The organism is Nonomuraea sp. NPDC049625 (genome assembly GCF_040675285.1).
GTDB lineage: Bacteria > Actinomycetota > Actinomycetes > Streptosporangiales > Streptosporangiaceae > Nonomuraea > Nonomuraea angiospora_A.
This window is the reverse complement of sequence record NZ_JBFAOQ010000001.1, coordinates 271,473-295,097: the sequence shown is the minus strand read 5'-3', so window position 1 is coordinate 295,097 and position 23,625 is coordinate 271,473. Positions and strand designations below refer to the sequence as shown.

Below are 23,625 nucleotides of genomic sequence, written 5' to 3'. Positions count from 1 at the left end.
CTCCCCCTCAGACTTCTTCCACGCTGCTCGGCTCACGCCGGGACAGATCGATGCCGAGCTCTTCCGCCGCGCGGAAGACGTCCTCGTCCGTGTCGCGCATCTCGATGGACATGCCGTCGCTGGAGAGCACCTCGACATTGAGGCACAGCGACTGCATTTCCTTGATGAGGACCTTGAAGGACTCCGGAATGCCCGGCTCGGGAATGTTCTCGCCCTTGACGATGGCCTCGTAGACCTTCACCCGGCCGAGAACGTCGTCGGACTTGATGGTCAGCAGCTCCTGCAGGGCGTAGGCGGCGCCGTACGCCTCCAGCGCCCACACCTCCATCTCACCGAAGCGCTGGCCACCGAACTGCGCCTTACCACCCAGCGGCTGCTGGGTGATCATCGAGTACGGACCCGTCGAACGCGCGTGGATCTTGTCGTCGACCAGGTGCAGCAGCTTGAGGATGTAGATGTAGCCGACCGAGATGGGATACGGGAACGGCTCACCGGAACGGCCGTCGAACAGCTGCGCCTTGCCGCTGCGCTGCACCATCCGGTCACCGTCGCGGTTGGCGATGGTGTTATCGAGGAGACCGACGATCTCCTCCTCGTGGGCGCCGTCGAAGACCGGCGTGGCCATGTTGGTGCGCGGGGCCACCTTCTCGAAGCCCTTGTCACGCAGCCGCTCGGCCCATGCCTCGGCGACGCCGGAGATGTCCCAGCCGCGGGCGGCGATCCACCCCAGGTGGGTCTCCAGCACCTGGCCGACGTTCATCCGGCCGGGCACGCCCAGCGGGTTGAGGATGATGTCGACCGGCGTGCCGTCCTCCAGGAACGGCATGTCCTCCACGGGCAGGATCTTGGAGATGACGCCCTTGTTGCCGTGCCGGCCGGCCAGCTTGTCGCCGTCGGTGATCTTGCGCTTCTGGGCCACGTAGACGCGGACCAGCTCGTTCACACCGGGAGGCAGCTCGTCGCCCTCCTCGCGGGAGAACACGCGGACGCCGATGACCTTGCCCTGCTCGCCGTGCGGCACCTTCAGCGAGGTGTCACGGACTTCGCGGGCCTTCTCACCGAAGATCGCGCGCAGCAGCCGCTCCTCCGGCGTCAGCTCGGTCTCACCCTTGGGCGTGACCTTGCCGACCAGGATGTCACCGGGGACGACCTCGGCGCCGATGCGGATGATGCCGCGCTCGTCGAGGTCGGCCAGGACCTCCTCGGAGACGTTCGGGATGTCCCGGGTGATCTCCTCGGGGCCCAGCTTGGTGTCGCGGGCGTCGACCTCGTGCTCCTCGATGTGGATCGAGGACAGCACGTCGTCCTGCACCAGTCGCTGGGACAGGATGATCGCGTCTTCGTAGTTGTGGCCCTCCCACGGCATGAACGCCACCAGGAGGTTCTTGCCCAGCGCCATCTCGCCCTTGTCGGTGCAGGGACCGTCGGCGATGACCTGGTTGACCTCCACCCGGTCGCCCTCGGCGACGATGGGCTTCTGGTTGAACGAGGTGCCCTGGTTGGAGCGCTTGAACTTGGCGACACGGTAGGTGGTGCGCGTGCCGTCGTCGTTCATGACGGTGATGTAGTCGGCGGAGACCTCCTCGACCACACCCGCCTTCTCGGCGTTGATGACGTCGCCGGCGTCGGTCGCGGCACGGTATTCCATGCCGGTGCCGACCAGCGGCGACTCGCTCTTCAGCAGCGGCACGGACTGCCTCTGCATGTTGGAGCCCATGAGCGCGCGGTTGGCGTCGTCGTGCTCGAGGAAGGGGATCATCGCGGTGGCCACCGACACCATCTGGCGCGGCGACACGTCGATGTAGTCGACCTCCTCGGCCCGCATGAGCTCGGTCTCACCGCCCTTGGTGCGGACCAGGACGCGAGGCTCGGCGAACGAGCCGTCGGCGTTGAGCACCGTGTTGGCCTGCGCCTTGACGTAGCGGTCTTCCTCGTCGGCGGTCAGGTAATCGATCTGCTCGGTGACCTTGCCGTCGACGACCTTGCGGTAAGGCGTCTCGACGAACCCGAAGGCGTTGATCCGCCCGTAGGAGGCCAGCGAGCCGATGAGGCCGATGTTCGGACCTTCAGGGGTCTCGATCGGACACATCCGGCCGTAGTGGGACGGGTGCACGTCACGGACCTCGAAGCCGGCCCGCTCACGGGACAGACCACCGGGACCCAGCGCGGACAGACGCCGCTTGTGCGTCAGGCCGGCCAGCGGGTTGGTCTGGTCCATGAACTGCGACAGCTGCGAGGTGCCGAAGAACTCCTTGATCGACGCCACGACCGGGCGGATGTTGATCAGGGTCTGCGGCGTGATCGCCTCGACGTCCTGCGTGGTCATGCGCTCGCGAACGACGCGCTCCATACGGGCCAGGCCCAGGCGGACCTGGTTCTGGATGAGCTCGCCGACACTGCGCAGACGACGGTTGCCGAAGTGGTCGATGTCGTCGACCTCGACGATGATCTCGCGGTCGTTGGCACCCGGCATCGACTCCTCGCCCGCGTGCAGGCGGACGATGTACTCGATCGTGGCGACGATGTCGTCCTCGGTCAGGGTGCCCTGCGAGATCTCCGAGTCGACCCCGAGCTTCTTGTTGATCTTGTAACGACCGACCTTGGCCAGGTCGTACCGCTTGGGATTGAAATAGAGGTTCTCCAGCAGGGTCTGCGCCGACTCCTTGGTCGGCGGCTCACCCGGCCGCAGCTTGCGGTAGATGTCCAGCAGCGCGTCATCCTGGCCGGCCGTGTGGTCCTTCTCCAGGGTGGCCCGCATCGATTCGTACTGGCCGAACTTCTCGAGGATCTGCTCGCTGGTCCAGCCCAGCGCCTTGAGCAGCACCGTGACGGCCTGCTTGCGCTTGCGGTCGATGCGAACACCGACGCTGTCGCGCTTGTCGATCTCGAACTCCAGCCAGGCACCCCGCGACGGGATGACCTTGCAGCCGAACAGGTCCTTGTCGGACGTCTTGTCGACATTGCGTTCGAAGTAGACACCGGGCGAACGGACCAGCTGCGAGACCACGACACGCTCGGTGCCGTTGATGATGAATGTGCCCTTCGGCGTCATGAGCGGGAAATCGCCCATGAACACCGTCTGGCTCTTGATCTCACCGGTGGTGTTATTGATGAACTCCGCCGTCACGAACATCGGGGCGGAGAAGGTCATGTCCTTGTCTTTGCACTCATCTACTGAGTACTTCGGCGGCTCGAATCGGTGGTCGCGGAACGACAAGGACATGGTCCCCGAGAAGTCCTCGATCGGACTGATCTCTTCGAAGATCTCTTCGAGGCCCGACTGAGTCGGGACGTCCTTGCGCCCGGCCTGGCGAGCCGCCTCTACCCGGGCCTTCCACTTCTCGTTTCCGAGCAGCCAGTCGAACGACTCGGTCTGCAGAGCGAGAAGGTCAGGAACTTCGAGGGGCTCCTGGATGCGCGCGAATGACACGCGACGGGGACCAGCGGGTACGGCGGAGGCGTTGCGCGAGGCTGCCAACAGATGTCCTTCCGAGGGCTCGCGGCGGACTGACTACACGCACGCCAGACAACCTCGCAACGTGAGCAAGCGGAGCGGGTCGTCAAAGGGCAGCGCAAAGGGGCAGTGTAGCCGAACGGCACACGCCTGTCCACTTCGCTCTCGCTTCATGCTCCACGTTGGTCGCAGCATCGCCCGTTCAGGCGGAAACGTCAAGCCCACAAGCCCGACTTTTAGCCGACTAGGGGCCCGGACGCTGGGTTTTCTCCCCTGTGTGACCGGGCGCCTACCGCCAGGCCCAAGACGATACCCGCGAACGGGGGCGGTTAACGCTCCGTCACACCGGGGGCCGAACCCATGCCGACAACCGGTGTAGCTGTGACGGAGATACCCGCTCCAATGGCTTCGCTAAACCTGATTTTTGGTAACAATTGAACGAAGCGGCGCGCCGTAGGCGTCAGGCAGTCCCGAGCAGGGTCGACAGGTCGGCCACCAGCCAGCGTGATCCTTGCCGGACCATGACGAACCTGGCGCGGTTCTGGGTGAACTGTTGCTGTGGCGCGGCCTCGCCCGGAACGTTCTTGACCATACCCGTGTTCACGAACAGCAGAACCTCTACGCGATCGGGCGCCGCCCGCTCCACCGCCGCCCCCGCCACGGCCACGGTCTGCACGATCTTCTGCGCCTTGGCCCTGGACACCAGGGACGTGGTCAGCTCCTTGTAGTGCTTGGTCAACTCCCCGGTCGTGTGCGTCCCCGCCCGGGCCAGATCCTCCTCCACCGTCCGGTAGTCGTAGGAGAGCAGATCGGGCGCCACCTCCTTGGCCGCCGCCATCGCCTGCGTCCCGGCCGCGTCGGCCGCCCGCAGGTCGCGCAGGTTGAACCACATCGTGGGCACCAGCACCCCGGCCACCACCACGAGGATCCCCAGCAGCACGATCGTGACCGTCCTCACCTGGCCCTCCACCACCTCATGCCACCTGCACCGCCTTGGACACCAGCCAGGCGCCGCCGACCTTGGCCAGCTCCATCGACCAGCGGTAGTACCGCTCCTGCGGCGGGCTCTTGGAGCCGTCCCAGCGGATCTCCACGTCGGCCACGACCAGCACCTTGGCCGTGGTGCCGGCCAAGGAGGCCAGCCCCGTGGCACGCAGCACGCCGTGCTGGATGACCTTGTTCTGGACCGTGGTGGACTTGAGCTTGGCGGCGCTGGCCTCGTACTCCGCCCTGGCCGGCCCCGTCGAGGTGTCGAGGATGCGCCTGATGTCGGCGTCGACGGTCTTGTAGTCGAGCGAGATCAGGTTCTTCGCGTGGGTCCCCGCCGCCAGGAGCGCCGCCTGCTTGTCGCCTGCCCTGCCCTGCTCCTCGCGCGCCTGCGCGGCGATCCACACGCCCAGGCCGACCAGCACCGCGAGCACTCCGCTGAGCGCGGCGATCAGGATGCGGGCGGGCCGGGCGGCAAGTCCTGCCACGTCACTCACCCCTTCCCCAGCCGGTCGCCGGATCATAACCCCCGGCTCCGCGCTGGAGCCCCCGAACCAACCGAGACGGTAGAGGACGTGGCACGAATCGGGCAACGAGCCCGGATCTCCCCGATATGCCCTCAGGCGGCCCTCAGCTGCCCGCTGAGGGCCTGTCGCCGCCCTACCTGACAGGAAGTCAGGGGGTCACTGGACGCCGTGGAGGTGGGCGTTCACGAGGCGGGGATACTCCTCCAGCCAGTTACGCCCGCGTTCGTCGACGAACGACCCCTGCGGCGGGATCACGCCGTTGGCCGCCAGCCACGCCCCCGGCGGCTGCTGCGAGCGACGGATCCGGTTGCCGGTCGGCATGAGCTGCGGCGGGATCGGCGGCAGCACGCCGGGATCGAGCCCCATCTGGGCCTCGGCCTCCAGCTCGGAGAGGTCCTTCTCCTCCGACATGCCGATGGGGCCGTGCCTCCTGGCGTTGAGGAACTGCCGCACCACCGGCTCGTCGCTCGACAGCAGCATCTCGCGCGGGCCGAACATGACCAGCTCGCGCCTGAACAGCATCCCGATGCTGTCGGGGACCGTACGGGCGGTGTTGATGTCGTGCGTCACGATCAGGAACGTCGCCTCGATCTCGGCGTTGAGGTCGACGATGGTCTGGTTGAGCAGCGCGGTGCGGACCGGGTCGAGGCCGGAGTCGGGCTCGTCGAACAGGATGATCTCCGGGTCCAGCACCAGCGCCCTGGCCAGCCCGGCGCGCTTGCGCATGCCGCCGGAGATCTCCCCGGGCAGCTTGGACTCCGCGCCGACCAGGCCGACCAGCTCCACCTTCTCCATCACGATCTGGCGGATCTGCGACTCGGTCTTCTTGGTGTGCTCGCGCAGCGGGAAGGCGATGTTGTCGTAGAGGTTGAGCGAGCCGAACAGCGCCCCGTCCTGGAAGAGCACCCCGAACAGCCGGCGCAGCTCGTAGAGCTTGTTCTCGTTGCAGTTGGCCAGGTCGTAGCCGTCGATCCAGATGTGGCCGCGATCGGGCCGCAGCAGGCCCACCAGCGTCTTGAGGAAGACCGACTTCCCGGTGCCCGAGGGGCCGAGCAGGACGGAGATCTCGCCCGCGGGGAGCGTGAGCGAGACGTCCTCCCAGATGACCTGCCGGCCGAACGACTTGGTCAGCCCGTCGACCACGACCTCGACTCCCACTGGACACCTTCCGATCGCAGGCAGTATTCAGGGGCCTCTCAACCGTAACGGCGGCCGACCGAATTGGAACCCGTTCCAATAACTTGTTACGGCGCGGTTATGAGCCCTCCGGGCCGGCGAGCGCCTGCAGGCCGGGCCGCAGCAGCCGGGCGATCTCCTCCTGCGGCACCCCGCGCAGCTCGTCGAGGTCGAGCAGCTGATGCCCGACGGTCACGCCGAGCATGATCATCATCATCAGCGCCGCCCGCAGCCTCGCGTCCTCGCCCGGTACGACCTGGGCCAGCCGGTCGATCTGCTCACCCAGCACCTTGCGCGCCGAGACGGCCGCCTCGGGGTGCGTGAGCATGGACCGCATCATGGCCAGCGAGCTCTGCGGCAGCTCGCCCAGCTTCAGGCCGAGCGTGCCGAGCACCTGCTCGACCACCTCGTCGGCGCCCAGCGCGCCGTGCGCGACCGCCGCCACCCGCACGGCCCGCTGGAAGAGCTCCTGCTTGCTGCCGAAGTACTGCATCACGAGGGCGGGATCGACTTCGGCCCGCCTGGCGATGGCCCTGATGGTGGCCCGCTCGAACCCGACCTCGGCGAACAGCGCCCTGGCGGACTCCAGGATCCGCTCCTCGCTCCTGCGCCGCCGCTCGGCCCGCGGAAGCCCCTTCTCGACCACGCCCCGACTCTACATGCGTTGACCGACCTCGCCCATTCACTCTACGCTCGTTGAGTCAACGCCTGTTGAGCGAACTGGAAGGGATTCCCCATGTCCATCGAAGAGATCGTCACCGCCTACCACGCGGCCATGCTCCACAAGTCCGCCGACGAACTGGCCGGCCTCTACGCGGAGGACGGGCTGCACGAGTTCCCGTTCGGGGGGCTGGCGCCGTTCAAGGGGAGGGAGGAGATCCGCGCCGGGTACCGGGCGATGTGGGGCGCGATGCCGTTCAAGCCCGACGAGGTACGGCGGGTCTCGCTCCACCAGGCGACCGACCCGGAGGTCGTGCTGGTGGAGCAGGACACGTTCGTCACGGTCGCCGGGCAGTCGATCACCGTCCCGGGCCTGCTCGTGCTCAGGATCAGGAACGGCCTGATCATCCACACCAGGGACTACATGGACACCGGCGCCGTCACCCAGGTCCGCGCCGCCGCCGCCTCGCTCAAGCCTGCGTGAGGTCGAAGACCGTCGTCCCTCCCACGGTGGTGGCGGTGAAGGTCTCCTGCACCCAGGCCGCGATCCGGGCCGCGTCGTCGCTGCCGCCCGTGCTGCGGCCGCCCATCCCCATCCCCATCCCCGTGCCGACGAAGTAATGGATCTTCTTCTCGGCGACGTACTGCTTGAACTGCTCCAGCGTCGGCGCGGGGTCGGTGCCGTTGAAGCCGCCCACCGCCATCACCGGCGCGCCGGCGGCGAGCTGGTAGCCGGCCGCGTTGTTGGAGCCCACCGTCGCCGCCGCCCACGTGTACGCGGAGGCGTCCGTCTTCAGCAGCGCGGTCAGCTCGGCGGCCGGAGTGCCAGCGTTGAGCAGCCCGCCCATGCCGCCCCGCCCCATCCCCCGGCCACCGGGCGGTGCCTGGAACGCCTGCCGGCCGGCTGACGGGCCGTTCCCGGGCATCTGCCGGAACTGCCGGCCGCCGCCACCGAACCCGCCGGGCCCGCCGAAGCCCCTGCCACCGGTGGAGGGCCCCGCCGTCGGAATGGCTCCGGTGTGCGCCGACGAGGCCGTGTCCACCGCGTACGCGGCCGGACCCGCCAGGGACGCCAGGCACGCCACCACGGCGACGGCCACCACGACCAGGGCCCGGCGCGCGAACAACATCGCCAGGGCCGCCCCCAGCCCCGCCACCAGCACGACCACGCCCAGCCAGGAGTTCCACTCCGCGCTGCGCGACAGCAGCACGTACGACCACACGGCAGTGCCGGCCGTGATCACCGCCAGCGGCCGGTACGCCCGCCGCTCCCACAGGACGGCCGCCCCCATGCCCACCAGCACCGCGATCGCCGGAGCCAGGGCCACGGTGTAGTACGCGTGGAAGATGCCCTGCATCAGGCTGAAGACCAGCCCGGTCACGATCAGCCAGCTCCCCCAGACCCAGGTGGCGGCCCGGACCGGATCGACCCGCGGCGCCCGCCGGGTGACCCAGGTGACGGCGGCCAGGAGCACCAGCGCCGCCGGAAGCAGCCAGGCGATCTGCCCGCCCGCCTCGGTGTCGAACAGCCGCAGCCACCCGGCCTGCTGGTTCAGGTTGCCCAGCCCGCCGTAGTCGCCGCCGTTGAGCCGCCCGATCCCGTTGTAGCCGAGCGCCAGCTCCAGCACGCTGTTGGTCTGGGAACCCCCGATGTACGGCCGCTCGGAGGCCGGCACCAGCGCCACCGCCAGCACCCACCACCCGGCCGAGACCACCATGGCCACACCGGCCAGCGACAACTGCCACATCCGCCGCCAGAACGGCACCGGCGCCGTGACGAGATAAACCAGGGCGAACCCCGGCAACACCAGGAACGCCTGCAACATCTTCGCCAGGAACGCGAACCCGATCGCCGCCCCCGCCAGCACCAGCCACCGCGTGGCCCCGCGTTCCTGCGCCCGCACCACGCAGTACCCGGCGGCCGTCAGCAGCAGCACCAGCAGCGCGTCGGGGTTGTTGAACCTGAACATCAGCACGGCCACCGGCGTCAACGCCATCACGGCCCCGGCCAGCAGCCCGGCCCAGACGTTGGTCAACCTGCGCACGGACGCGTACACCAGCGCCACCGTGCCGACGCCCATGAGCGCCTGAGGAACGAGAATGGCCCAGGAATTGAGCCCGAACAGCCGCACGCTGAGCGCCATCGGCCACAAGGAGGCGGGCGTCTTGTCGACGGTTATCGCGTTCGCGGCGTCGGAGGACCCGAAGAAGAACGCCGTCCAGCTCTGGCTGCCCGCCTGAACGGCCGCCGAATAGAACGAATTTGCCCATCCGGAGGCGCCGAGACCCCAGATGTAGAGCACTCCGGTGCCTATGAGCAGGGCGGTCAGCGCCCAACGGGACTTCGCTTCGGTAACCACAGCTCGCACGCTAGGCAAGCCGCTTCGCGGCGCGATGAGACGGACATGAGAATCTCCTGAGCGAGGCCGCTCAGGGCACGAAAAAGGGGCGGCGGACATCCGGCACCAGGATGTCCCCGCCCCTTTTCAGCGAACAGAAACCGTCTTACTTGACGGTCACGGTGGCGCCGGCGCCCTCGAGGGCAGCCTTGGCCTTCTCCGCCTGCTCCTTGTTGACCTTGCCGTCGAAGACGGCCTTGGGAGCGCCGTCCACCAGGTCCTTGGCCTCCTTGAGGCCCAGGGACGTGAGGGCGCGGATCTCCTTGATGACCTGGATCTTCTTGTCGCCGGCAGCCTCGAGGATGACGTCGAACTCGTCCTGCTCCTCGACGGCCGGGGCCTCGGCGCCACCCGCGGGGGCGGCGGCGGCAACGGCGACGGGGGCGGCGGCCTTGACGTCGAAGACCTCTTCGAACTGCTTCACGAACTCGGACAGCTCGAGGAGGGTCATCTCCTTGAACGCGTCGAGCAGCTCGTCGGTGCTGAGCTTCGCCATGATGCTTATTCCTTACGTTCGGGACTTGCTGAAACTAGAAACGGGACCGCGGGTGTTGCGGCAACCCCCGTGTTACTCGCCCGCCTCGTCGCGCTTCGCGCGCAGGGCGTCGGCCAGCTGAGCCATCTGCGTGGGGAGCGCGGCGAACACAGCAGCGGCAGCGCTCTGCTTCGCCTTGAGCGCGCCAGCAAGCTTCGCGAGGAGGACCTCGCGGGACTCGAGGTCGGCGAGCTTGGTGATCTCGGTGGCGTCGAGCGTCTTGCCCTCGAGGACACCGCCCTTGATCACCAGAAGGGGATTGGCCTTGGCGAAGTCACGCAGACCCTTGGCGGCCTCGACAACGTCGCCGTTGACGAAGGCGATCGCGGTCGGACCGGCGAGCAGGTCATCGAGACCCGAGAATCCGGCCTGGTTGGCCGCAATCTTGGTCAGGGTGTTCTTCGCCACGGCGAACTTCGCATTCTCACCGAGAGACTTACGCAGCTCCTTGAGCTGCGCGACGGTGAGACCGCGGTACTCGGTCAGAACGGCGGCAGCGCTGCCTTCGAACTCACTCTTGAGCTCGGCAACCGCTGTCGCCTTATCCGCCCTCGCCATGGGCCTCCTTCCAGATGTGCCGCCGGCGAAGGCCCTGAAAATGAGAACAGCCCCGGGCGCAGGGCGCACACGGGGCTCACGCACATGGGTCACACCATGTGGGAAACTCGCATCACACCTGCGCGGGCCGTCCACAAGATGTGGATCCTTCGGTCGCCAGGCATTGAGGCACCTGACGACGACCGGCGGTCTTCGGCAACGACCAGAGTACGTCCTGGCCGCCGAGTTTCCAAATCGTTCTCAGTTGGTCGTGCCCTTGGGCATCTCCCCGACCTGGTCAGCGGGCGGGGCCTCGATGGTCACCGGCTCGTTGAAGCCCTTGAAGAGCAGGGTGGCGTCGAGCGTGGCGCCTTCCTTGGAGCCGTTCAGCGCGAGCTTGCGCGGCAGGCCGTCGGAGGCCACCCAGATGTCGAACTTGACGTCCTTGAGCTCCGCCAGGTTCGTACGCGCCTGCTCCTGCTGGTCGGCGGGCAGCAGCTGCACGGCCGCGTCCACCGGGAACGTGCCGCTGTAGTGCGTGGTGTCCGTGCCGTTGACGCTCTCGTTGCCGGCCGACTTCACGTCCTGCGAAGCCGTGACGAGCTTGGTCACGTTGCCCAGGTCGAACTGCTGGATCTTGCTCAGGTAGTCGTTCACCTGCGAGGAGTCGCCCATCTCGCTGAGCGATACCTTGATCCACGGCTTGGTCGCGCCCACGAGGTCCTTGAGCGCCTCCACCTTGACGTAGACGGTGTCGCCCTGCAGCACGGCGCGCACGCCGCCCGGCAGGCTCTTCCCGCCCATGTCGACGGTGTCCAGGGTGAGGTCGACGGCGAGCTGGGGCTTGCTCTGGTAGAGCATGCGCCCCTGCACCTTGCCCGAGCCCTCCTGCGGGTGCGTGACGTTCACCACGGCGTCGACCGTGTAGCTGCTGACCTCGGAGGTCTTCTGCGCGGCCTGCGCGAGCACCTCAGAGGCGGCCAGGTTGACCTGGATGGGCTGGGCGTTCGATCCACAACCGGCGACCGCCGCCACGACGAGCGCGGCACCGGCCGCAGTGAGTCCTATCGTGCGCTTCAGCATGTCTTGACCCTACTTTTAAGTGGCATCGCCGTTGCGACTTCCCCTCATAAATAAGGGAAAACCCAGGGTTATCCCCCACACCCCTCACACATTCCCTGCACAACTCGACTCAGCCCAGGCCCGCCTGCCTGAAGACCTCGTGCGAGCCACCCCGGCCCGGCGCCGCGGGGCGGAAAGCCACCACACCGCGATCACGGCCCTGCCCCCCGCCCGAGCGGCCCCATCCACCGCCCGAGCACGACCGACGCCGCCGCACGCGCGCTCCTTAGGCGCCCAGCCCCGCTTCGGGGCCGCCTGCGCGCAGGACGGAAGGCCGCCATCGCCATCGGATCACGGCCCCCACCGCCTGAGCGCGACCGACAGTGCCGGCACACGCCCGCCCGAAAGCCACCGGCAAGCCGCATCGAAGCGCCCGGCCCCGCGCGGGTCCCCGGGTTCGGGGGGCCGTCGTGCGGGCGGCCATCGTGCGAGCGGGCCGTGGGCGGTGGCCATCGTGCGGGCGGGCCGTGGCGCGGGCGGCTGTGGTGCGGGTGGGCCGTGGTGCGGGTGGCCGTGGTGCGGGCAGGCATCGTGCGGGCGGCCATCGTAAGAGCGGCCGTCGTGGCACAGGGCGCGTGAGTCCGGGCGCCCGTCCCGCGCCGCTGGGAGGCGATCCCCGTACGGCGGGGCGGTGGCCACGGCCCGCCGCGGGAAAACGGCCCTCCGCGAGAAACCACAGCTCGCCAGAGGAAAAAGAAAGAGCCCCGCCCGAAACCGGGCGAGGCTCGATCAGAAAAACGCTTACGCGTCGAGCTCAGCGGTGAGGCCGCGCGTGACGTTCGGGTCGACCGGGACGCCGGGGCCCATGGTCGTGGAGAACGTGACCTTCTTCAGGTAGCGCCCCTTGGCCGCGGACGGCTTGAGACGCAGCACCTCGTCAAGGGCGGCGGCGTAGTTCTCGATGAGCTGGCGCTCGCCGAACGACGTCTTGCCGATGATGAAGTGGAGGTTGGCCTGGCGGTCGGTGCGGAACTCGATCTTGCCGCCCTTGATCTCCGTGACGGCCTTGGCGACGTCGGGCGTCACCGTGCCGGTCTTGGGGTTGGGCATGAGACCGCGCGGACCGAGCACGCGGCCCAGGCGACCCACCTTGCCCATCATGTCGGGCGTGGCCACCACGGCGTCGAACTCGTTGAGCCGGTTGCCCTTGGAGATCTCGTCGATCAGCTCGTCGGCGCCGACGATGTCGGCACCCACCTCGCGGGCCGCCTCGGCACGGTCACCGGTCGCGAAGACCAGGACCCGGGCGGTCTTGCCGGTGCCGTGCGGGAGGTTGACCGTGCCGCGCACGATCTGGTCGGCCTTACGAGGGTCGACGCCCAGCCGCAGTGCGACCTCGACGGTGGCGTCGAACTTGGTGGTCGACGTCTCCTTGGCCAGCTTCGCTGCCTCGATGGGCGTGTAGAGCTTGTCGCGGTCGACCTTGCCGGCCGCGTCCTTGTGCGCCTTGCTGCGCTTCATTGCTAACTCCTAGTGGTACGCGGGCCCGAGGGCCCTCCCACAACGTCTGGAAAGGGTGTTACTCGGCGACGGTGATGCCCATCGACCGGGCGGTGCCGGCGATGATCTTCTCGGCCGCCTCGATGTCGTTGGCGTTGAGGTCGGGCATCTTCGTCTCGGCGATGCTGCGCAGCTGCTCGCGGCTGAGCTTGCCCACCTTGTCGCGGTGCGGGACCGCGCTGCCCTTGTCGAGACCCAGGGCCTTCTTGATCAGCTCAGGCGCCGGCGGCGTCTTCGTGATGAAGGTGAAGCTGCGGTCTTCGAAAATGGTGATCTCAACGGGGATGATGTTGCCCCGCTGGGACTCCGTCGCAGCGTTGTACTGCTTGACGAAGTCCATGATGTTCACACCGTGGGGACCGAGCGCGGTACCCACCGGCGGCGCCGGGGTGGCCTGTCCAGCGGGGAGCTGGACCTTCACCAGAGCGGCGATTTTCTTCTTCGGAGGCATTTGTCCTTCTCCGGGTCCTGATTGCGATGCCTGTCAGGGCCAGCGGATTGCAGCCCTGACACGTCGGAGGCCGCCCTCATGATCAGGCGGCCGACCGAACGTCTCAGTGTATGTGATTGTTCTAGATCTTCGAGACCTGGTTGAACGAGAGCTCGACCGGGGTCTCGCGGCCGAAGATCGAGACGAGCACCTTGAGCTTCTGCGACTCGGGGCTGATCTCGCTCACCGAGGCCGGCAGCGTGGCGAACGGGCCGTCCATGACCGTGACGGACTCGCCGATCTCGAACTCGACCGCGGGGCCGGCGCTCGCCTTGGAGGCGGCCTTCTTGGTCTCCTCGGTCGGCTCGGGCGCCAGCAGCTTGGCGACCTCGTCGAGGCTGAGCGGGCTCGGCTTGTTGGACAGGCCGACGAAGCCGGTCACACCGGGCGTGTTACGCACGGCGGCCCAGGACTCGTCGGTCAGCTCCATGCGCACCAGCACGTAGCCGGGCAGCACGCGCTCCTTGACCGGCACCTTCTTGCCGCTCTTGAACTCCTGGACGGTGTGCGTCGGCACCTCGACCTGGTAGATGTAGTCCTCCATGTTGAGCGACACGTTGCGGCTCTCGATGTTGGACTTCACGCGATTCTCGTAACCGGCGTAGGAGTGGATGACGTACCACTCACCGGGAAGGCCGCGCAGCGAGCTCTTGAACTCCTCGACGGGATCGACGTCGGGAAGAACCGTCTCGTCCTCGACGTCGGAAGCCTCGGCTGCCTCGTCGCTCTCCGCGACCTCGGCCTCCTCCTGGAGCTCCGCCTCCTCGGCGGACTCCTCAGTGGCCTCTTCCAGCTCGTCGTCCCACTCCTCGCGGGACTCGCCGGCCGGAACTGAAGACTCGGACACGGTGACTCTTCCTCTTTCGTCGTATCGAACTGGCGACTCCGTCAGCTGTCACCGGCGGCGTCTCGATCAGCCGCCGCCGAAGACCTTGAGGACTGCCCATCCCAGGGCGCTGTCGAGCCCGTACACGATCGCCACCATGATCAGAACGAATACCAGAACGACCGTGGTGTAGGTGATGAGATCCTTGCGTGTCGGCCAGATGACCTTGCGGAGCTCGTTGACGACCTGCCGATAGAAAAGGGCAGGCGAAGTGCGCGTCTTCTTTTCGCCACTCGGCTTGTCTGCGGTCTCGCCGCGCGTGTCGATCGCCACAGTCCTCACCTGAATCTGTCGTATCCAACGCAGTTTTGCGGCGCGCTTACACGCCCATTATTGCGCGGACCGCACTCGCAGGGCACGAGGGACTCGAACCCCCAACCGCCGGTTTTGGAGACCGGTGCGCTACCAATTGCGCCAGTGCCCTATGTCGCTAGACCAGACTACCCTGATCGACCCACTGCCTGGACCGAACCGCTCGCCGACATGCGGTGCGGAAGGACCGATCGAAAGCATACGGGTGATTGCCGGGTACGTCGAACCCAATCCCGATCGCCCAGGTCACCGAGCACATGGGACCATGGACCCATGTCCACCCGACCCCGCGTCTCCGCGAGAATCTCCGCTATTTCCGAGTCCGCCACGCTCGCCGTGGACGCCAAGGCCAAGGCGATGAAGGCGGCCGGGCGGCCCGTCATCGGCTTCGGCGCGGGCGAGCCCGACTTCCCGACGCCCGGCTACATCGTCGAGGCGGCGATCCAGGCCGCCCGCGAGCCGCGCTTCCACAAGTACACGCCGGCGGGCGGCCTGCCCGAGCTCAAGCAGGCCATCGCCGACAAGACCCGGCGCGACTCCGGCTACGCGGTCGAGGCCTCGCAGGTGCTGGTCACCAACGGCGGCAAGCAGGCGGTCTACGAGGCGTTCGCGACGCTGCTCGACCCGGGCGACGAGGTCCTGGTCGTGGCGCCCTACTGGACCACCTATCCCGAGGCGATCAAGCTGGCGGGCGGCGTGCAGGTCGACGTCGTGACCGACGAGTCCACCGGCTACCTGGCGAGCGTCGAGCAGCTGGAGGCCGCGCGCACCGAGCGGACGAAGGTCCTGCTGTTCGTGTCGCCGTGCAACCCGACGGGCGCGGTCTACTCCCGCGAGCAGACGGAGGCGATCGGCCGCTGGGCGGCCGAGCACGGCCTGTGGGTCGTCACGGACGAGATCTACGAGCACCTCGTGTACGGCGGCGCCGAGTTCACCAGCATCGCCACGGCCGTCCCCGAGCTCGGCGACCGGGTCGTGATCCTCAACGGCGTGGCCAAGACCTACGCGATGACCGGCTGGCGCGTGGGCTGGCTGATCGGCCCCTCCGACGTCGTCAAGGCGGCCACCAACCTGCAGTCCCACGCCACCTCCAACGTCGCCAACGTGTCCCAGGTGGCCGCGCTGGCCGCGGTGTCCGGCGACCTGTCGGCGGTGGCGGAGATGCGCACGGCGTTCGACCGGCGCCGCCAGACGATGGTCCGGATGCTCAACGAGATCCCGGGCGTTTTCTGCCCGGAACCGAAGGGGGCGTTCTACGCGTACCCGTCGGTCAAGGAGCTGATCGGCAAGGAGCTGCGCGGCCGGCGGCCGCAGTCGTCCGGCGAGCTGGCCGAGCTGATCCTGGAGGAGGCCGAGGTGGCCGTGGTGCCGGGCGAGGCGTTCGGCACGCCGGGCTACTTCCGCCTGTCGTACGCGCTGGGCGACGACGACCTGGTCGAGGGCGTCAGCCGGGTGGCCAAGCTGCTGTCAGAGGCGCACTAGTCGTTCAGGGTGCCTGGTCCAGGGCGACGCCGGCGGCGACGTGCCTGATCTGGGCGGCCAGGCCGGGCGTCGCGGCGATGTAGACCGCGGTGCCCGGCCGCTCCAGCCACATGAAGTTGCGCACGCCGGTGCGCGTGTTCCAGCGCAGCGCCGGCATGCCCCGGTACGCCGTCAGCGACGACCTGGCGACCAGCGTGACGAACTCCTCGGCGGTCCGCGCCCCGCACACGACGCCGACGTACATCTGCTCGTCCTCGCGCCGCCAGATCACGCCCTTGGCCTCCAGCGGGCGGGTGAGCGAGCCCAGGCGGCCGAACGAGCCCGCCCTGGTCATCCCATCGGGCATGGCGGGCAGCCCCACCTTGGTCTGGCCGCAGGCCAGCCAGACGCCCTGGTGCGGGGCGTGCGCGGAGGACGGCGGCGAGGCGATCGCCTCGGGCGCGGGCACGTCGTCCGCGCCGCACCCGTTCAGCGCGAACATGAGGAGCACCGCTGCCAGACGCCGCATCGACCCCCCAGGAACGCATGGAAAAGGCTCTTAGTCTCCTACAGGACTCTTGACTGAGGCAGCAATTGCCACCAGTTCGCCACCGAGGGAATCGCTGACCCGGATCCACGCCCCCGTGCCCGCGCGCTCCATCCAGATGATCATCCGGCCGCCGTTCGGATGCCTGCCGACCACGGCGGGCCTGCCGCGCACGGTGACGGGGCGGGCGTCGAGCAGGGCGGCCTTCCTGGTGTAACTCACCCAGTCGGCGGCGGGCTCGACCTGGGCCTCCACGAACCGCTGGGCCGAGCCGAACCTGGCCCACGACCCCTTCGGCTTGACGGGTCCCCCGCCGCTGCGCTCCAGCCCCGCGGGGAGGTAGGTGAGCCAGAGATCGTCGGAGACCACCGCGAGGGTGGCCTCGGCGACGGAGGCCCCGACCATGACAGGGCCCTCCACAGGGGCCGGGCGCGGACGCCCGAACCCCGAGGAGAAGAGCGCGTAGATGATCAGAGTTGTCGCCGCGAAGGCCAGCGCCGTGAGCGCCGCGCGGCCTCCCTGCCCGATACCCGCAGGCCCCTCAGGGATCATGCAAGGTTGATCCCCCGTTCGGCCTCATCCGTACCGCGGGTTCAGCCGGTCGCGCGGATGCCTTCCGCGATCTTCTTCGCCTCGGCCGGGCCGTCCACGTCCTTGGCGTAGTCGGGGCTGATGCACACCTCGACCGCGAGCCCGTCACGCAGCTTCCAGGCGATCGTGAGCGTGCCCTCCGACACGACCTCGCCGCCCTCGCCGAGCGTCGCCAGGCGCGCCTTCGCGCCGCCGATGTCCACGGTCTCGGCGCCGGCCTTGGGGAAGCGGGCCATGGCGCTCTTGGCGGCCTCTCCCTCGAACACGATCACCTGTACGGAGTAGCGCCCAGGCTCGTTGCCCGGCTTGTCATAAGTGGTGGTGAAACTGTGCTTGCCGAACCCGTCCTTGCCCGACCACTTGCCCCATTCGAGCCCTTCCGGCAGGTAATCCAGGCGGATGCCGCCGAACTCCCGCCCGTCACCCAGATCGCCCAGGTCCTGCGGCATCGTGACAGGAGGCGGCTCCAGGGTGAGCTCGACATGGCTGCCGGGCGCGACCTGCTCCCCGGCCGCGGGCTTCTGCCCGATCACCCGGTTGTTCCGCACCTCCTCCGCCGCCATGTCGGCCAGCAGCCCGGCCGCGCGCAGGAGGGGCACCGCCTCGGTGACGGGCTTGCCCGTCACGTCCGGCACGGTCACGTCGTTCCGCACCACGGCCCGGTCCTGACCGGTCGCGGCCTCCCCTCCGGCGGGTTCCCCGGAGTTCAGCGCCACGGGCACGGCCACCGCCACCGCCGCCGTGACGAGCGCCGCGCCCGCCACGCGGAAGCGGAGCACGCGCGAGCGGTTGCCGCGCCGTACGGACCTGCCCAGGTCCGGCGGGGCCTGCACGTCGGCGACGTGCGCCCTCATGGCGTCCGCGAGGTCGTCCTCGATCCTCATCTGGTCACTTCCTTTGCGACAGTCATGTTTTCGCGGACCCTGGCGAGCCCCCGCGCCGCCTGGCTCTTCACGGTCCCGACCGAGCAGCCCAGCAGGGCCGCGGTGTCCCCTTCCGACTGGTCCTCCCAGTAGCGCAGGACGAGCACGGCCCGCATCTTGGGCGGCAGCCTGCGCAGCTCCCTGATGAGCGCGTGGCGCAGGTCGAGGTCGGGAGCGTCGGCGGCGGTCTCGGGCGGCCGGGCGAAGGTGATCTCCTGCACGATCTTGCGCCGCCGCGCCTTGCTGATCGCCGCGTTCACGACGACCTTGCGCGCGTAGGCCTCCGGGTTGTCCCGCCTGATCCGCGGCCAGTGCCGGTAGACCTTCTCCAGCGCGTGCTGCACCAGGTCCTCGGCGTCGTGCTCGGTCGCTCCGCAGACCAGGATCGCGGTGCGCAGCAGCGAGGTGCTCCGGGCGGCCAGGAACTCGTCGAAGGCCGCTTCATCGTCATCTGTCATGAGCGAAGGTCCCCTTTCGCCCTCCCCAACGCGCGAAGCGGTCCCGGGGTTGAGTGGCAAGATATGCAAATGGCAAGGCCCTTGAACACGCTGCCCAAGGCGCATCTACACCTGCATTTCACCGGATCGATGCGGCATTCCACGCTTATCGAGCTGGCCAGGGAGCAGGGGCTGCACCTGCCGGACGCGTTGGAGGAGGACTGGCCGCCCAAGCTGCGGGCCACCGACGAGCGCGGGTGGTTCAGGTTCCAGCGGCTGTACGACATCGCCAGGTCCGTGCTGACCCGTTCCGAGCACGTCTACCGGCTGCTGCGCGAGACGGCCGAGGACGAGGCGGCGGCCGGGTCCCGGTGGCTGGAGATCCAGGTGGACCCGTCGGGGTACGCGCAGCGGTTCGGCGGGCTGACGGCGACGCTGGAGCTGACGCTGGACGCGGCGCGCCAGGCGGCCGAGCACGCGGGGATCGGGATCGCGGTGGTCGTGGCGGCCAACAGGACCCGCCACCCGCTCGACGCGAACACGCTGGCCCGGCTCGCCACCCAGTACGCCGGCAAGGGCGTGGTGGGGTTCGGGCTGTCCAACGACGAGCGGCGGGGCGAGGCGAGGGACTTCGAGCGGGCGTTCAGGATCGCCAAGCGGGGCGGGCTGCTGTCCGTGCCGCACGGGGGCGAGCTGCTGGGCCCGCGCAGCGTGGCGCAGTGCGTGGACGACCTGGACGCGGACCGGGTCGGGCACGGGGTGCGGGCGGCGGAGGACGAGCGGCTCATGCACCGGCTGGCCGACCGGCAGATCTGCTGCGAGGTCTGCCCCACCTCCAACGTGGGGCTGGGGGTGGCCGAGCGGGCCGCCGACGTGCCGCTGCGGCGGCTGTTCGACGCGGGCGTGCCGATCGCCCTGGGGTCCGACGACCCGCTGCTGTTCGGCGCGCGGCTGCTGAGCCAGTACGAGCTGGCCAGGGACGTCTACGGCTTCAGCGACGCGGAGCTGGCCGAGCTGGCCCGCCAGTCCCTACGCTCCTCCGCGGCCCCCGAGCCGGTGCGCAAGGAGCTGCTGGCGGGCGTGGACGAGTGGCTGACGGGCTCACCCGAGTGACGTGGCGACGCGGACGGCCTCTTCCTCGGTCTTGACGCCTTCCAGGCGGTAGTTCAGGGCGTCCTGCTGCCAGATGAGGGTGGGGCCCGCCTGGCGCAGGGGGATCTCGGTGCCGTCCTGGCGGCTGAGGTAGCCGAGGGGGTGCGCCCCCGGGACCCACCAGGCCTGGTACGGCCCGACCTTGGTGTAGTCGGGCCAGGGCGGGCCGAGCTTCTTGAAGAGCACCGGGTCCAGGCCGCCGTCGAACTGGTCGAGCCGGACGCCGCCCGGCCAGAACATCGACACGACCCGGCCCCTGTCGGACACCGTGGTGCGCTCGGGCCCCCCCAGCGCCTTCGGCGTCCTGACCTGGAACTTCACCTCGGCCTTCAGGCCGTCCCGGTCCACGGGGTGCTCGTACGGCAGGGGCGTGACGCCGGTGACGGCCTTGGGCGGTGTGTCGCCGATCCGGAGCTCGATCCCGGCGAACCGCAGGATCCGTACCACCGCCGCCCGCCCCTGGGGGGTCGCGGCCGTGATCGCGATGACGACGAGGACGACGGCCGTGACGACCTTCCACCTCGCGCGCCGGCGCCGCACCGGAGACGGAGAGTGCGTCCGGGTGAGGCCGTGGGCCGGATCGGGCACCTCACCGCGCGAGGCCTCGTCCGGAGCCTCCAGGCGGGCGCGTACGGCCGCGGCGACGTCGGCGGGCGGCGGGACGGGGACGTCGAGGAGGTCGCCGAGCGCCAGGAGTTCGGACTCCAGGTCGTCGAAAGGCTCACGCGAGCTCATTGCCCACCTCCTCCCTCAGCCGGGCCAGCCCCCGATGCGTGCTGGACTTGACGGTGCCCACGGGCCAGTCGAGCACCTGCGCCGTCTCCGCCTCGGTCAGCTGTAAGAAGTACCGGCAGACGACGGCCTGGCGTTCCCGCTCGGGCAGCCGGCGTACCGCCTCCAGCAGGCGCGAGCGCCGGTCGCCGGCCACCGCGGTGCCCTCGGGATCGTCGGGCGCGGCCACGGACGCCGTGGCGCTCAACCGTAAGGCCAGCTCGGAGCGGCGCCCCCGCGACCGGGTCAGGTTGTGGGTCTCGTTGGCCACGATCCGCAGCAGCCAGGGGCGGAACGGCGAGTTCCTGCGGAAGCCCGGCAGATGCCGGAACGCCTTGACGAACGCCTCCTGCACCACGTCCTCGGCCTCGTCCCCCGCCCCCAGCATGAAAGCGGTACGGTGGGCGAGCGCGCTGTAGCGGGCGACCAGCACCTCATAGGCGGCTTGGTCACCGGCGAGCGAGCGCTCGATCGCCTCGTCGTCGTCCATGGCGAGTCAGATTCCACCCCATTCGAGGTGCCCCGGGGAAGGGTCTTTCGCGTATCGGGTGAACGTCACCAGTGATCGGGGCATTAGACTCGGGCAATCCATGAGCCCCCCGAGAAGGAACGGGACTATGTCTGGGTATGACCGTGTAGTGCAACCGGCGGCCGGTGACGAGGCCCTGGAGAACCACCTAGGTGGGGACGAGGCCAAGAACTATCGGCAGTACGAGCTGGACATGGTCGCCCCGCATGTCGGCCGTTCGATGCTGGAGATCGGCTCCGGCCTCGGCCACTTCGCCGAGGCGTTCCTGCCGCGGCTCGACAGGCTGGTCGTGAGCGACTTCGACCCCTACTGCGTCGAGCAGCTGGAAAAGCGGTTCGCGGGCCGCGACGACATCGACGTCCTGCAGTTCGGGCTGCCGACGAACATCCCGCTCGAGGACAAGGTCGACACCGTCGTCATGATGAACGTCCTGGAGCACATCGAGGACGACGCCGAGGCGCTGCGCTCGCTGGCCCGGGTCACGCTGCCGGGCGGGCGGATCATCATCTGGGTCCCCGGCTACATGCAGCTCTACGGGGACTTCGACCGCAAGGTGGGCCACGTCCAGCGCTACACGCCCAAGACGCTCGGCGCGACGGTCGCCAAGGCGGGCCTGGACATCGAGGTGCTCAAGCCGATCAACTTCCTGGGCGGCATCGCCTGGTGGGCCGCCGTGCGCCGGGGCGGCGTCGGCTACCCCGACCCGCGCCTGGTCAAGATCTACGACCGTACGGTGGTCCCGACGACCCGCTTCATCGAGCGGTTCATCAGGCCACCGTTCGGCCAGACGGTCTTCTGCGTGGCACGGGTGCCCCAGCCCAAGGCGTAGGCGCTACTTGATCGACCCGGCCGTGAGGCCGCCCACCACCTTCCGCTCGATCAGCGCGAAGAGGATGATCACGGGGATGGTGGCGATCACCGACCCGGCGAACAGGTTCTGCCAGTCCACCTGGTACTGACCGATGAACGAGTTGAGCGCCACCGTGAGCGGCTGGTTCTCCGGCGTCGTGGTCAGCGTCAGGGCGACCACGAACTCGTTCCAGGCGGCGATGAAGGTGAAGATCAGCGCCGTGATCACGCCGGGCAGGGCCAGCGGCAGCGTGATCCTGAACAGCGCCCCGAAGCGCCCGTTCCCGTCGATGAACGCCGCCTCCTCCAACTCGCGCGGGATCGAGGCGAAGTACGCGTTCAGGATCCACACCGCGAACGCCAGGTTGAACCCGCCGTTCACGAGGATCAGCGACCAGATCGAGTCCACCAGCCCGAACTGGAAGAACTCGCGGTAGATGCCGACCAGCATGGCCGTGGGCTGGAACATCTGGGTGATCAGCACGAGGATCAGGAAGGCCGTGCGCCCCCTGAAGTTGTGCCGGGCCGAGTAGTACGCGGCCGGCAGCGCCACCAGGAGCACCAGCACGGTCGAGCCGCCGGCGACCTTGAGTGTCACCCACAGGTTGCCGGCCAGGCCGCCGGCCCAGAAGTTGGCGAGGTTCGACCACACCCACTCCTTCGGCCAGAACGACACCTCGCGCAGCGACTCCTGCGAGCGCAGCGAGGTGAGCAGCATCACCACGTACGGGAACAGGAAGACGAACGCGACGACGTACGCGGCGGCCGCGACGAGCACGGTCTTGAGCTTCGGCATCGTGCGCCGCGACGACGGCCTGACGTGCTGCCGCGGCCGGGTGGCCGGCGACGGCAGGGTCTTGATCGCCATCACGCCACCTCCTTGTTCCAGCGGGAGACCTTGAGGAAGATCGCGGTCAGGATGATCACCATGCCGAAGTTGACGACGGACATGGCCGCCGACTCGCCGATGTTCGAGCCCTTGAGGATGAACATGAGGATCGTCGAGGTGGCCGTGGAGTAGCCGGGCTGGCCGTGTGTCATGGCCCAGATGATCGGGAAGCTGTTGAAGACGTTCATGACGTTGATGAGCGCGGCCACGGTGAGCGCGGGCCTCAGCAGCGGCAGCGTGATCGACCAGTACGTCCGGAACCGGGTGGCTCCGTCCATCTTGGCCGCCTCATAGACGTCGGCGGGGATCGTCGCCAGCCCGGCCAGCAGCGCGTACGTGGTGAACGGCACCGACACGAAGACGGCCACGAACACCAGCCACGGCATCGCGGTGGAGGCGTCGCCGAGCTGGTCGGCCGAGGCCCCGCCCATCGCGTCGATCAGCCCCAGCTTCAGCCGGATCTGGTTGATCACGCCGACCTCGGGGTCGAGCATCCACTTGAAGATGATCGCCGTCATCAGCACCGACGCGGCCCACGGCGCGATCAGCGCCCACCGGGCCACCTTGCGCAGCGGGAAGTTCTGGTTGAACAGCTGGGCGAGGGCCAGCGAGATCAGCACGGTGAGCGCGACGACCGCGACCACCCAGATCACGCTGCGGACCATGATGTCGGCGAAGTCCTTCTCGCCGAACAGCTTCTCGTAGTTCGCGAAGCCGTTGCTCCCCTGAACCACCCCGAACCGGCTGATCTTGAGGAACGACGACCTGATCATCTCGATCACGGGCCAGAGCACGACCAGCGCGATCAGCACCACGGCGGGCCCTACCCACGCGAGGGGCTCCAGGGCGCGCATCCTTCTCATGAGAAACCTTCCAAGACGGTGCGGCCGG

At 68.7% G+C, this 23,625-nt stretch carries 25 protein-coding genes and 1 tRNA gene; 4 read left to right on the top strand and 22 right to left on the bottom strand.

What is annotated here, in order from left to right:
- Positions 1-7 precede the first annotated feature (7 nt).
- The 5 genes from rpoB to AB0J87_RS01515 all read right to left on the bottom strand — a co-directional run bounded on the left by rpoB (position 8) and on the right by AB0J87_RS01515 (position 6,790).
- A complete protein-coding gene (rpoB, locus tag AB0J87_RS01535; RefSeq protein WP_363962184.1) occupies positions 8-3,478 on the bottom strand; it encodes a DNA-directed RNA polymerase subunit beta in 3,471 nt (1,156 codons plus the stop codon).
- Positions 3,479-3,914: 436 nt separating this feature from the next.
- Positions 3,915-4,412 (bottom strand): hypothetical protein, encoded by a 498-nt coding sequence (locus AB0J87_RS01530; protein ID WP_350733430.1) that lies wholly within the window; start codon positions 4,410-4,412, stop codon positions 3,915-3,917.
- Positions 4,413-4,428: 16 nt separating this feature from the next.
- The gene (locus tag AB0J87_RS01525; protein WP_355204541.1) at positions 4,429-4,929 is read right to left on the bottom strand and encodes a hypothetical protein; all 501 of its coding nucleotides are present in this window, start codon (positions 4,927-4,929) and stop codon (positions 4,429-4,431) included.
- Positions 4,930-5,124: 195 nt separating this feature from the next.
- A complete protein-coding gene (locus AB0J87_RS01520) occupies positions 5,125-6,126 on the bottom strand; it encodes an ABC transporter ATP-binding protein (protein WP_363962183.1) in 1,002 nt (333 codons plus the stop codon).
- 97 nt (positions 6,127-6,223) lie between these two features.
- Entirely contained in the window at positions 6,224-6,790 is a 567-nt protein-coding gene (locus tag AB0J87_RS01515; RefSeq protein WP_363962182.1) for a TetR family transcriptional regulator, read from the bottom strand.
- A gap of 90 nt (positions 6,791-6,880) precedes the next feature.
- Here AB0J87_RS01515 and AB0J87_RS01510 point away from each other — a divergent pair, with 90 nt between their 5' ends.
- Complete coding sequence (locus tag AB0J87_RS01510; RefSeq protein ID WP_363962181.1) at positions 6,881-7,288, top strand: nuclear transport factor 2 family protein; 408 nt, start codon at positions 6,881-6,883, stop codon at positions 7,286-7,288.
- Here the strand turns inward: AB0J87_RS01510 and AB0J87_RS01505 are convergent.
- From AB0J87_RS01505 to AB0J87_RS01465, 9 genes are all read right to left on the bottom strand, one after another.
- Complete coding sequence (locus tag AB0J87_RS01505) at positions 7,275-9,164, bottom strand: glycosyltransferase family 39 protein (protein WP_363962180.1); 1,890 nt, start codon at positions 9,162-9,164, stop codon at positions 7,275-7,277. The genes AB0J87_RS01510 and AB0J87_RS01505 overlap by 14 nt on opposite strands.
- 145 nt (positions 9,165-9,309) lie before the next feature.
- On the bottom strand, positions 9,310-9,699 hold the full coding sequence (gene rplL, locus AB0J87_RS01500; RefSeq protein ID WP_350733420.1) for a 50S ribosomal protein L7/L12: 390 nt from the start codon (positions 9,697-9,699) through the stop codon (positions 9,310-9,312).
- A 72-nt stretch (positions 9,700-9,771) separates the two neighbouring features.
- The gene (gene rplJ / locus AB0J87_RS01495) at positions 9,772-10,296 is read right to left on the bottom strand and encodes a 50S ribosomal protein L10 (protein WP_350733418.1); all 525 of its coding nucleotides are present in this window, start codon (positions 10,294-10,296) and stop codon (positions 9,772-9,774) included.
- 240 nt (positions 10,297-10,536) lie between these two features.
- A complete protein-coding gene (locus AB0J87_RS01490) occupies positions 10,537-11,358 on the bottom strand; it encodes an LppX_LprAFG lipoprotein (RefSeq protein ID WP_363962179.1) in 822 nt (273 codons plus the stop codon).
- 780 nt (positions 11,359-12,138) lie between these two features.
- Entirely contained in the window at positions 12,139-12,858 is a 720-nt protein-coding gene (gene rplA, locus AB0J87_RS01485) for a 50S ribosomal protein L1 (RefSeq protein WP_350733415.1), read from the bottom strand.
- 58 nt (positions 12,859-12,916) lie between these two features.
- Entirely contained in the window at positions 12,917-13,348 is a 432-nt protein-coding gene (rplK, locus tag AB0J87_RS01480; RefSeq protein WP_138719455.1) for a 50S ribosomal protein L11, read from the bottom strand.
- Positions 13,349-13,469: 121 nt separating this feature from the next.
- Entirely contained in the window at positions 13,470-14,234 is a 765-nt protein-coding gene (gene nusG, locus AB0J87_RS01475; RefSeq protein ID WP_350733413.1) for a transcription termination/antitermination protein NusG, read from the bottom strand.
- A gap of 66 nt (positions 14,235-14,300) precedes the next feature.
- Positions 14,301-14,546 (bottom strand): preprotein translocase subunit SecE, encoded by a 246-nt coding sequence (secE, locus tag AB0J87_RS01470; RefSeq protein WP_357725570.1) that lies wholly within the window; start codon positions 14,544-14,546, stop codon positions 14,301-14,303.
- A 78-nt stretch (positions 14,547-14,624) separates the two neighbouring features.
- A tRNA-Trp gene (locus AB0J87_RS01465) sits at positions 14,625-14,697 on the bottom strand.
- 161 nt (positions 14,698-14,858) lie between these two features.
- Between AB0J87_RS01465 and AB0J87_RS01460 the strand changes: the two genes are divergently transcribed.
- Entirely contained in the window at positions 14,859-16,067 is a 1,209-nt protein-coding gene (locus AB0J87_RS01460; RefSeq protein WP_350733411.1) for a pyridoxal phosphate-dependent aminotransferase, read from the top strand.
- A gap of 4 nt (positions 16,068-16,071) precedes the next feature.
- On the opposite strand, the gene AB0J87_RS01455 is transcribed toward AB0J87_RS01460, so the two are convergent.
- Genes AB0J87_RS01455 through AB0J87_RS01440 form a run of 4 tightly spaced genes read right to left on the bottom strand, consistent with a single transcriptional unit; the run spans position 16,072 to position 18,565 of the window.
- Entirely contained in the window at positions 16,072-16,575 is a 504-nt protein-coding gene (locus tag AB0J87_RS01455) for a hypothetical protein (protein ID WP_363962178.1), read from the bottom strand.
- Between the two features lie 30 nt (positions 16,576-16,605).
- A complete protein-coding gene (locus AB0J87_RS01450; protein WP_363962177.1) occupies positions 16,606-17,145 on the bottom strand; it encodes a hypothetical protein in 540 nt (179 codons plus the stop codon).
- A 41-nt stretch (positions 17,146-17,186) separates the two neighbouring features.
- Positions 17,187-18,068, bottom strand: coding sequence for a PASTA domain-containing protein (locus tag AB0J87_RS01445; RefSeq protein WP_363962176.1), 882 nt, complete (start codon positions 18,066-18,068; stop codon positions 17,187-17,189).
- On the bottom strand, positions 18,065-18,565 hold the full coding sequence (locus tag AB0J87_RS01440; protein ID WP_363962175.1) for a SigE family RNA polymerase sigma factor: 501 nt from the start codon (positions 18,563-18,565) through the stop codon (positions 18,065-18,067). The genes AB0J87_RS01445 and AB0J87_RS01440 overlap by 4 nt, the downstream gene beginning before the upstream one ends.
- A gap of 69 nt (positions 18,566-18,634) precedes the next feature.
- On the opposite strand from AB0J87_RS01440, the gene AB0J87_RS01435 reads away from it, so the two are divergent.
- Entirely contained in the window at positions 18,635-19,657 is a 1,023-nt protein-coding gene (locus tag AB0J87_RS01435; protein ID WP_363962174.1) for an adenosine deaminase, read from the top strand.
- Here the strand turns inward: AB0J87_RS01435 and AB0J87_RS01430 are convergent.
- Entirely contained in the window at positions 19,646-20,431 is a 786-nt protein-coding gene (locus AB0J87_RS01430; protein ID WP_363962173.1) for a hypothetical protein, read from the bottom strand. The two genes, AB0J87_RS01435 and AB0J87_RS01430, sit on opposite strands and share 12 nt — an antisense overlap.
- A complete protein-coding gene (locus AB0J87_RS01425) occupies positions 20,418-20,957 on the bottom strand; it encodes an RNA polymerase sigma factor (protein ID WP_363962172.1) in 540 nt (179 codons plus the stop codon). The genes AB0J87_RS01430 and AB0J87_RS01425 overlap by 14 nt, the downstream gene beginning before the upstream one ends.
- Positions 20,958-21,105: 148 nt before the next feature.
- Here AB0J87_RS01425 and AB0J87_RS01420 point away from each other — a divergent pair, with 148 nt between their 5' ends.
- Positions 21,106-21,825: a methyltransferase domain-containing protein gene (locus tag AB0J87_RS01420; RefSeq protein WP_363962171.1), complete on the top strand. Its 720-nt coding sequence runs from the start codon at positions 21,106-21,108 to the stop codon at positions 21,823-21,825.
- A 3-nt stretch (positions 21,826-21,828) separates the two neighbouring features.
- Here AB0J87_RS01420 and AB0J87_RS01415 read toward each other — a convergent pair whose 3' ends face one another.
- Both AB0J87_RS01415 and AB0J87_RS01410 read right to left on the bottom strand, forming a co-directional pair.
- Positions 21,829-22,713, bottom strand: a complete 885-nt coding sequence (locus tag AB0J87_RS01415; protein ID WP_363962170.1) for a carbohydrate ABC transporter permease — start codon at positions 22,711-22,713, stop codon at positions 21,829-21,831.
- Positions 22,713-23,597 (bottom strand): sugar ABC transporter permease, encoded by an 885-nt coding sequence (locus tag AB0J87_RS01410; RefSeq protein ID WP_363962169.1) that lies wholly within the window; start codon positions 23,595-23,597, stop codon positions 22,713-22,715. Before AB0J87_RS01410 ends, AB0J87_RS01415 begins: the two co-directional genes overlap by 1 nt.
- Between the last annotated feature and the right edge of the window lie 28 nt (positions 23,598-23,625).

Coding starts and splice junctions, on each gene's coding strand:
- AB0J87_RS01445 (WP_363962176.1), bottom strand. CDS start 18,068: ATGAGGATCGAGGACGACCTCGCGGACGCCATGAGGGCGCACGTCGCC.
- AB0J87_RS01450 (WP_363962177.1), bottom strand. CDS start 17,145: ATGATCCCTGAGGGGCCTGCGGGTATCGGGCAGGGAGGCCGCGCGGCG.
- AB0J87_RS01430 (WP_363962173.1), bottom strand. CDS start 20,431: ATGAGCTCGCGTGAGCCTTTCGACGACCTGGAGTCCGAACTCCTGGCG.
- AB0J87_RS01425 (WP_363962172.1), bottom strand. CDS start 20,957: ATGGACGACGACGAGGCGATCGAGCGCTCGCTCGCCGGTGACCAAGCC.
- AB0J87_RS01490 (WP_363962179.1), bottom strand. CDS start 11,358: ATGCTGAAGCGCACGATAGGACTCACTGCGGCCGGTGCCGCGCTCGTC.
- AB0J87_RS01510 (WP_363962181.1), top strand. CDS start 6,881: ATGTCCATCGAAGAGATCGTCACCGCCTACCACGCGGCCATGCTCCAC.
- AB0J87_RS01455 (WP_363962178.1), bottom strand. CDS start 16,575: ATGCGGCGTCTGGCAGCGGTGCTCCTCATGTTCGCGCTGAACGGGTGC.
- rplL (WP_350733420.1), bottom strand. CDS start 9,699: ATGGCGAAGCTCAGCACCGACGAGCTGCTCGACGCGTTCAAGGAGATG.
- AB0J87_RS01415 (WP_363962170.1), bottom strand. CDS start 22,713: ATGGCGATCAAGACCCTGCCGTCGCCGGCCACCCGGCCGCGGCAGCAC.
- rplA (WP_350733415.1), bottom strand. CDS start 12,858: ATGAAGCGCAGCAAGGCGCACAAGGACGCGGCCGGCAAGGTCGACCGC.
- rplJ (WP_350733418.1), bottom strand. CDS start 10,296: ATGGCGAGGGCGGATAAGGCGACAGCGGTTGCCGAGCTCAAGAGTGAG.
- AB0J87_RS01410 (WP_363962169.1), bottom strand. CDS start 23,597: ATGAGAAGGATGCGCGCCCTGGAGCCCCTCGCGTGGGTAGGGCCCGCC.
- rplK (WP_138719455.1), bottom strand. CDS start 13,348: ATGCCTCCGAAGAAGAAAATCGCCGCTCTGGTGAAGGTCCAGCTCCCC.
- AB0J87_RS01435 (WP_363962174.1), top strand. CDS start 18,635: ATGGCAAGGCCCTTGAACACGCTGCCCAAGGCGCATCTACACCTGCAT.
- AB0J87_RS01440 (WP_363962175.1), bottom strand. CDS start 18,565: ATGACAGATGACGATGAAGCGGCCTTCGACGAGTTCCTGGCCGCCCGG.
- AB0J87_RS01460 (WP_350733411.1), top strand. CDS start 14,859: ATGTCCACCCGACCCCGCGTCTCCGCGAGAATCTCCGCTATTTCCGAG.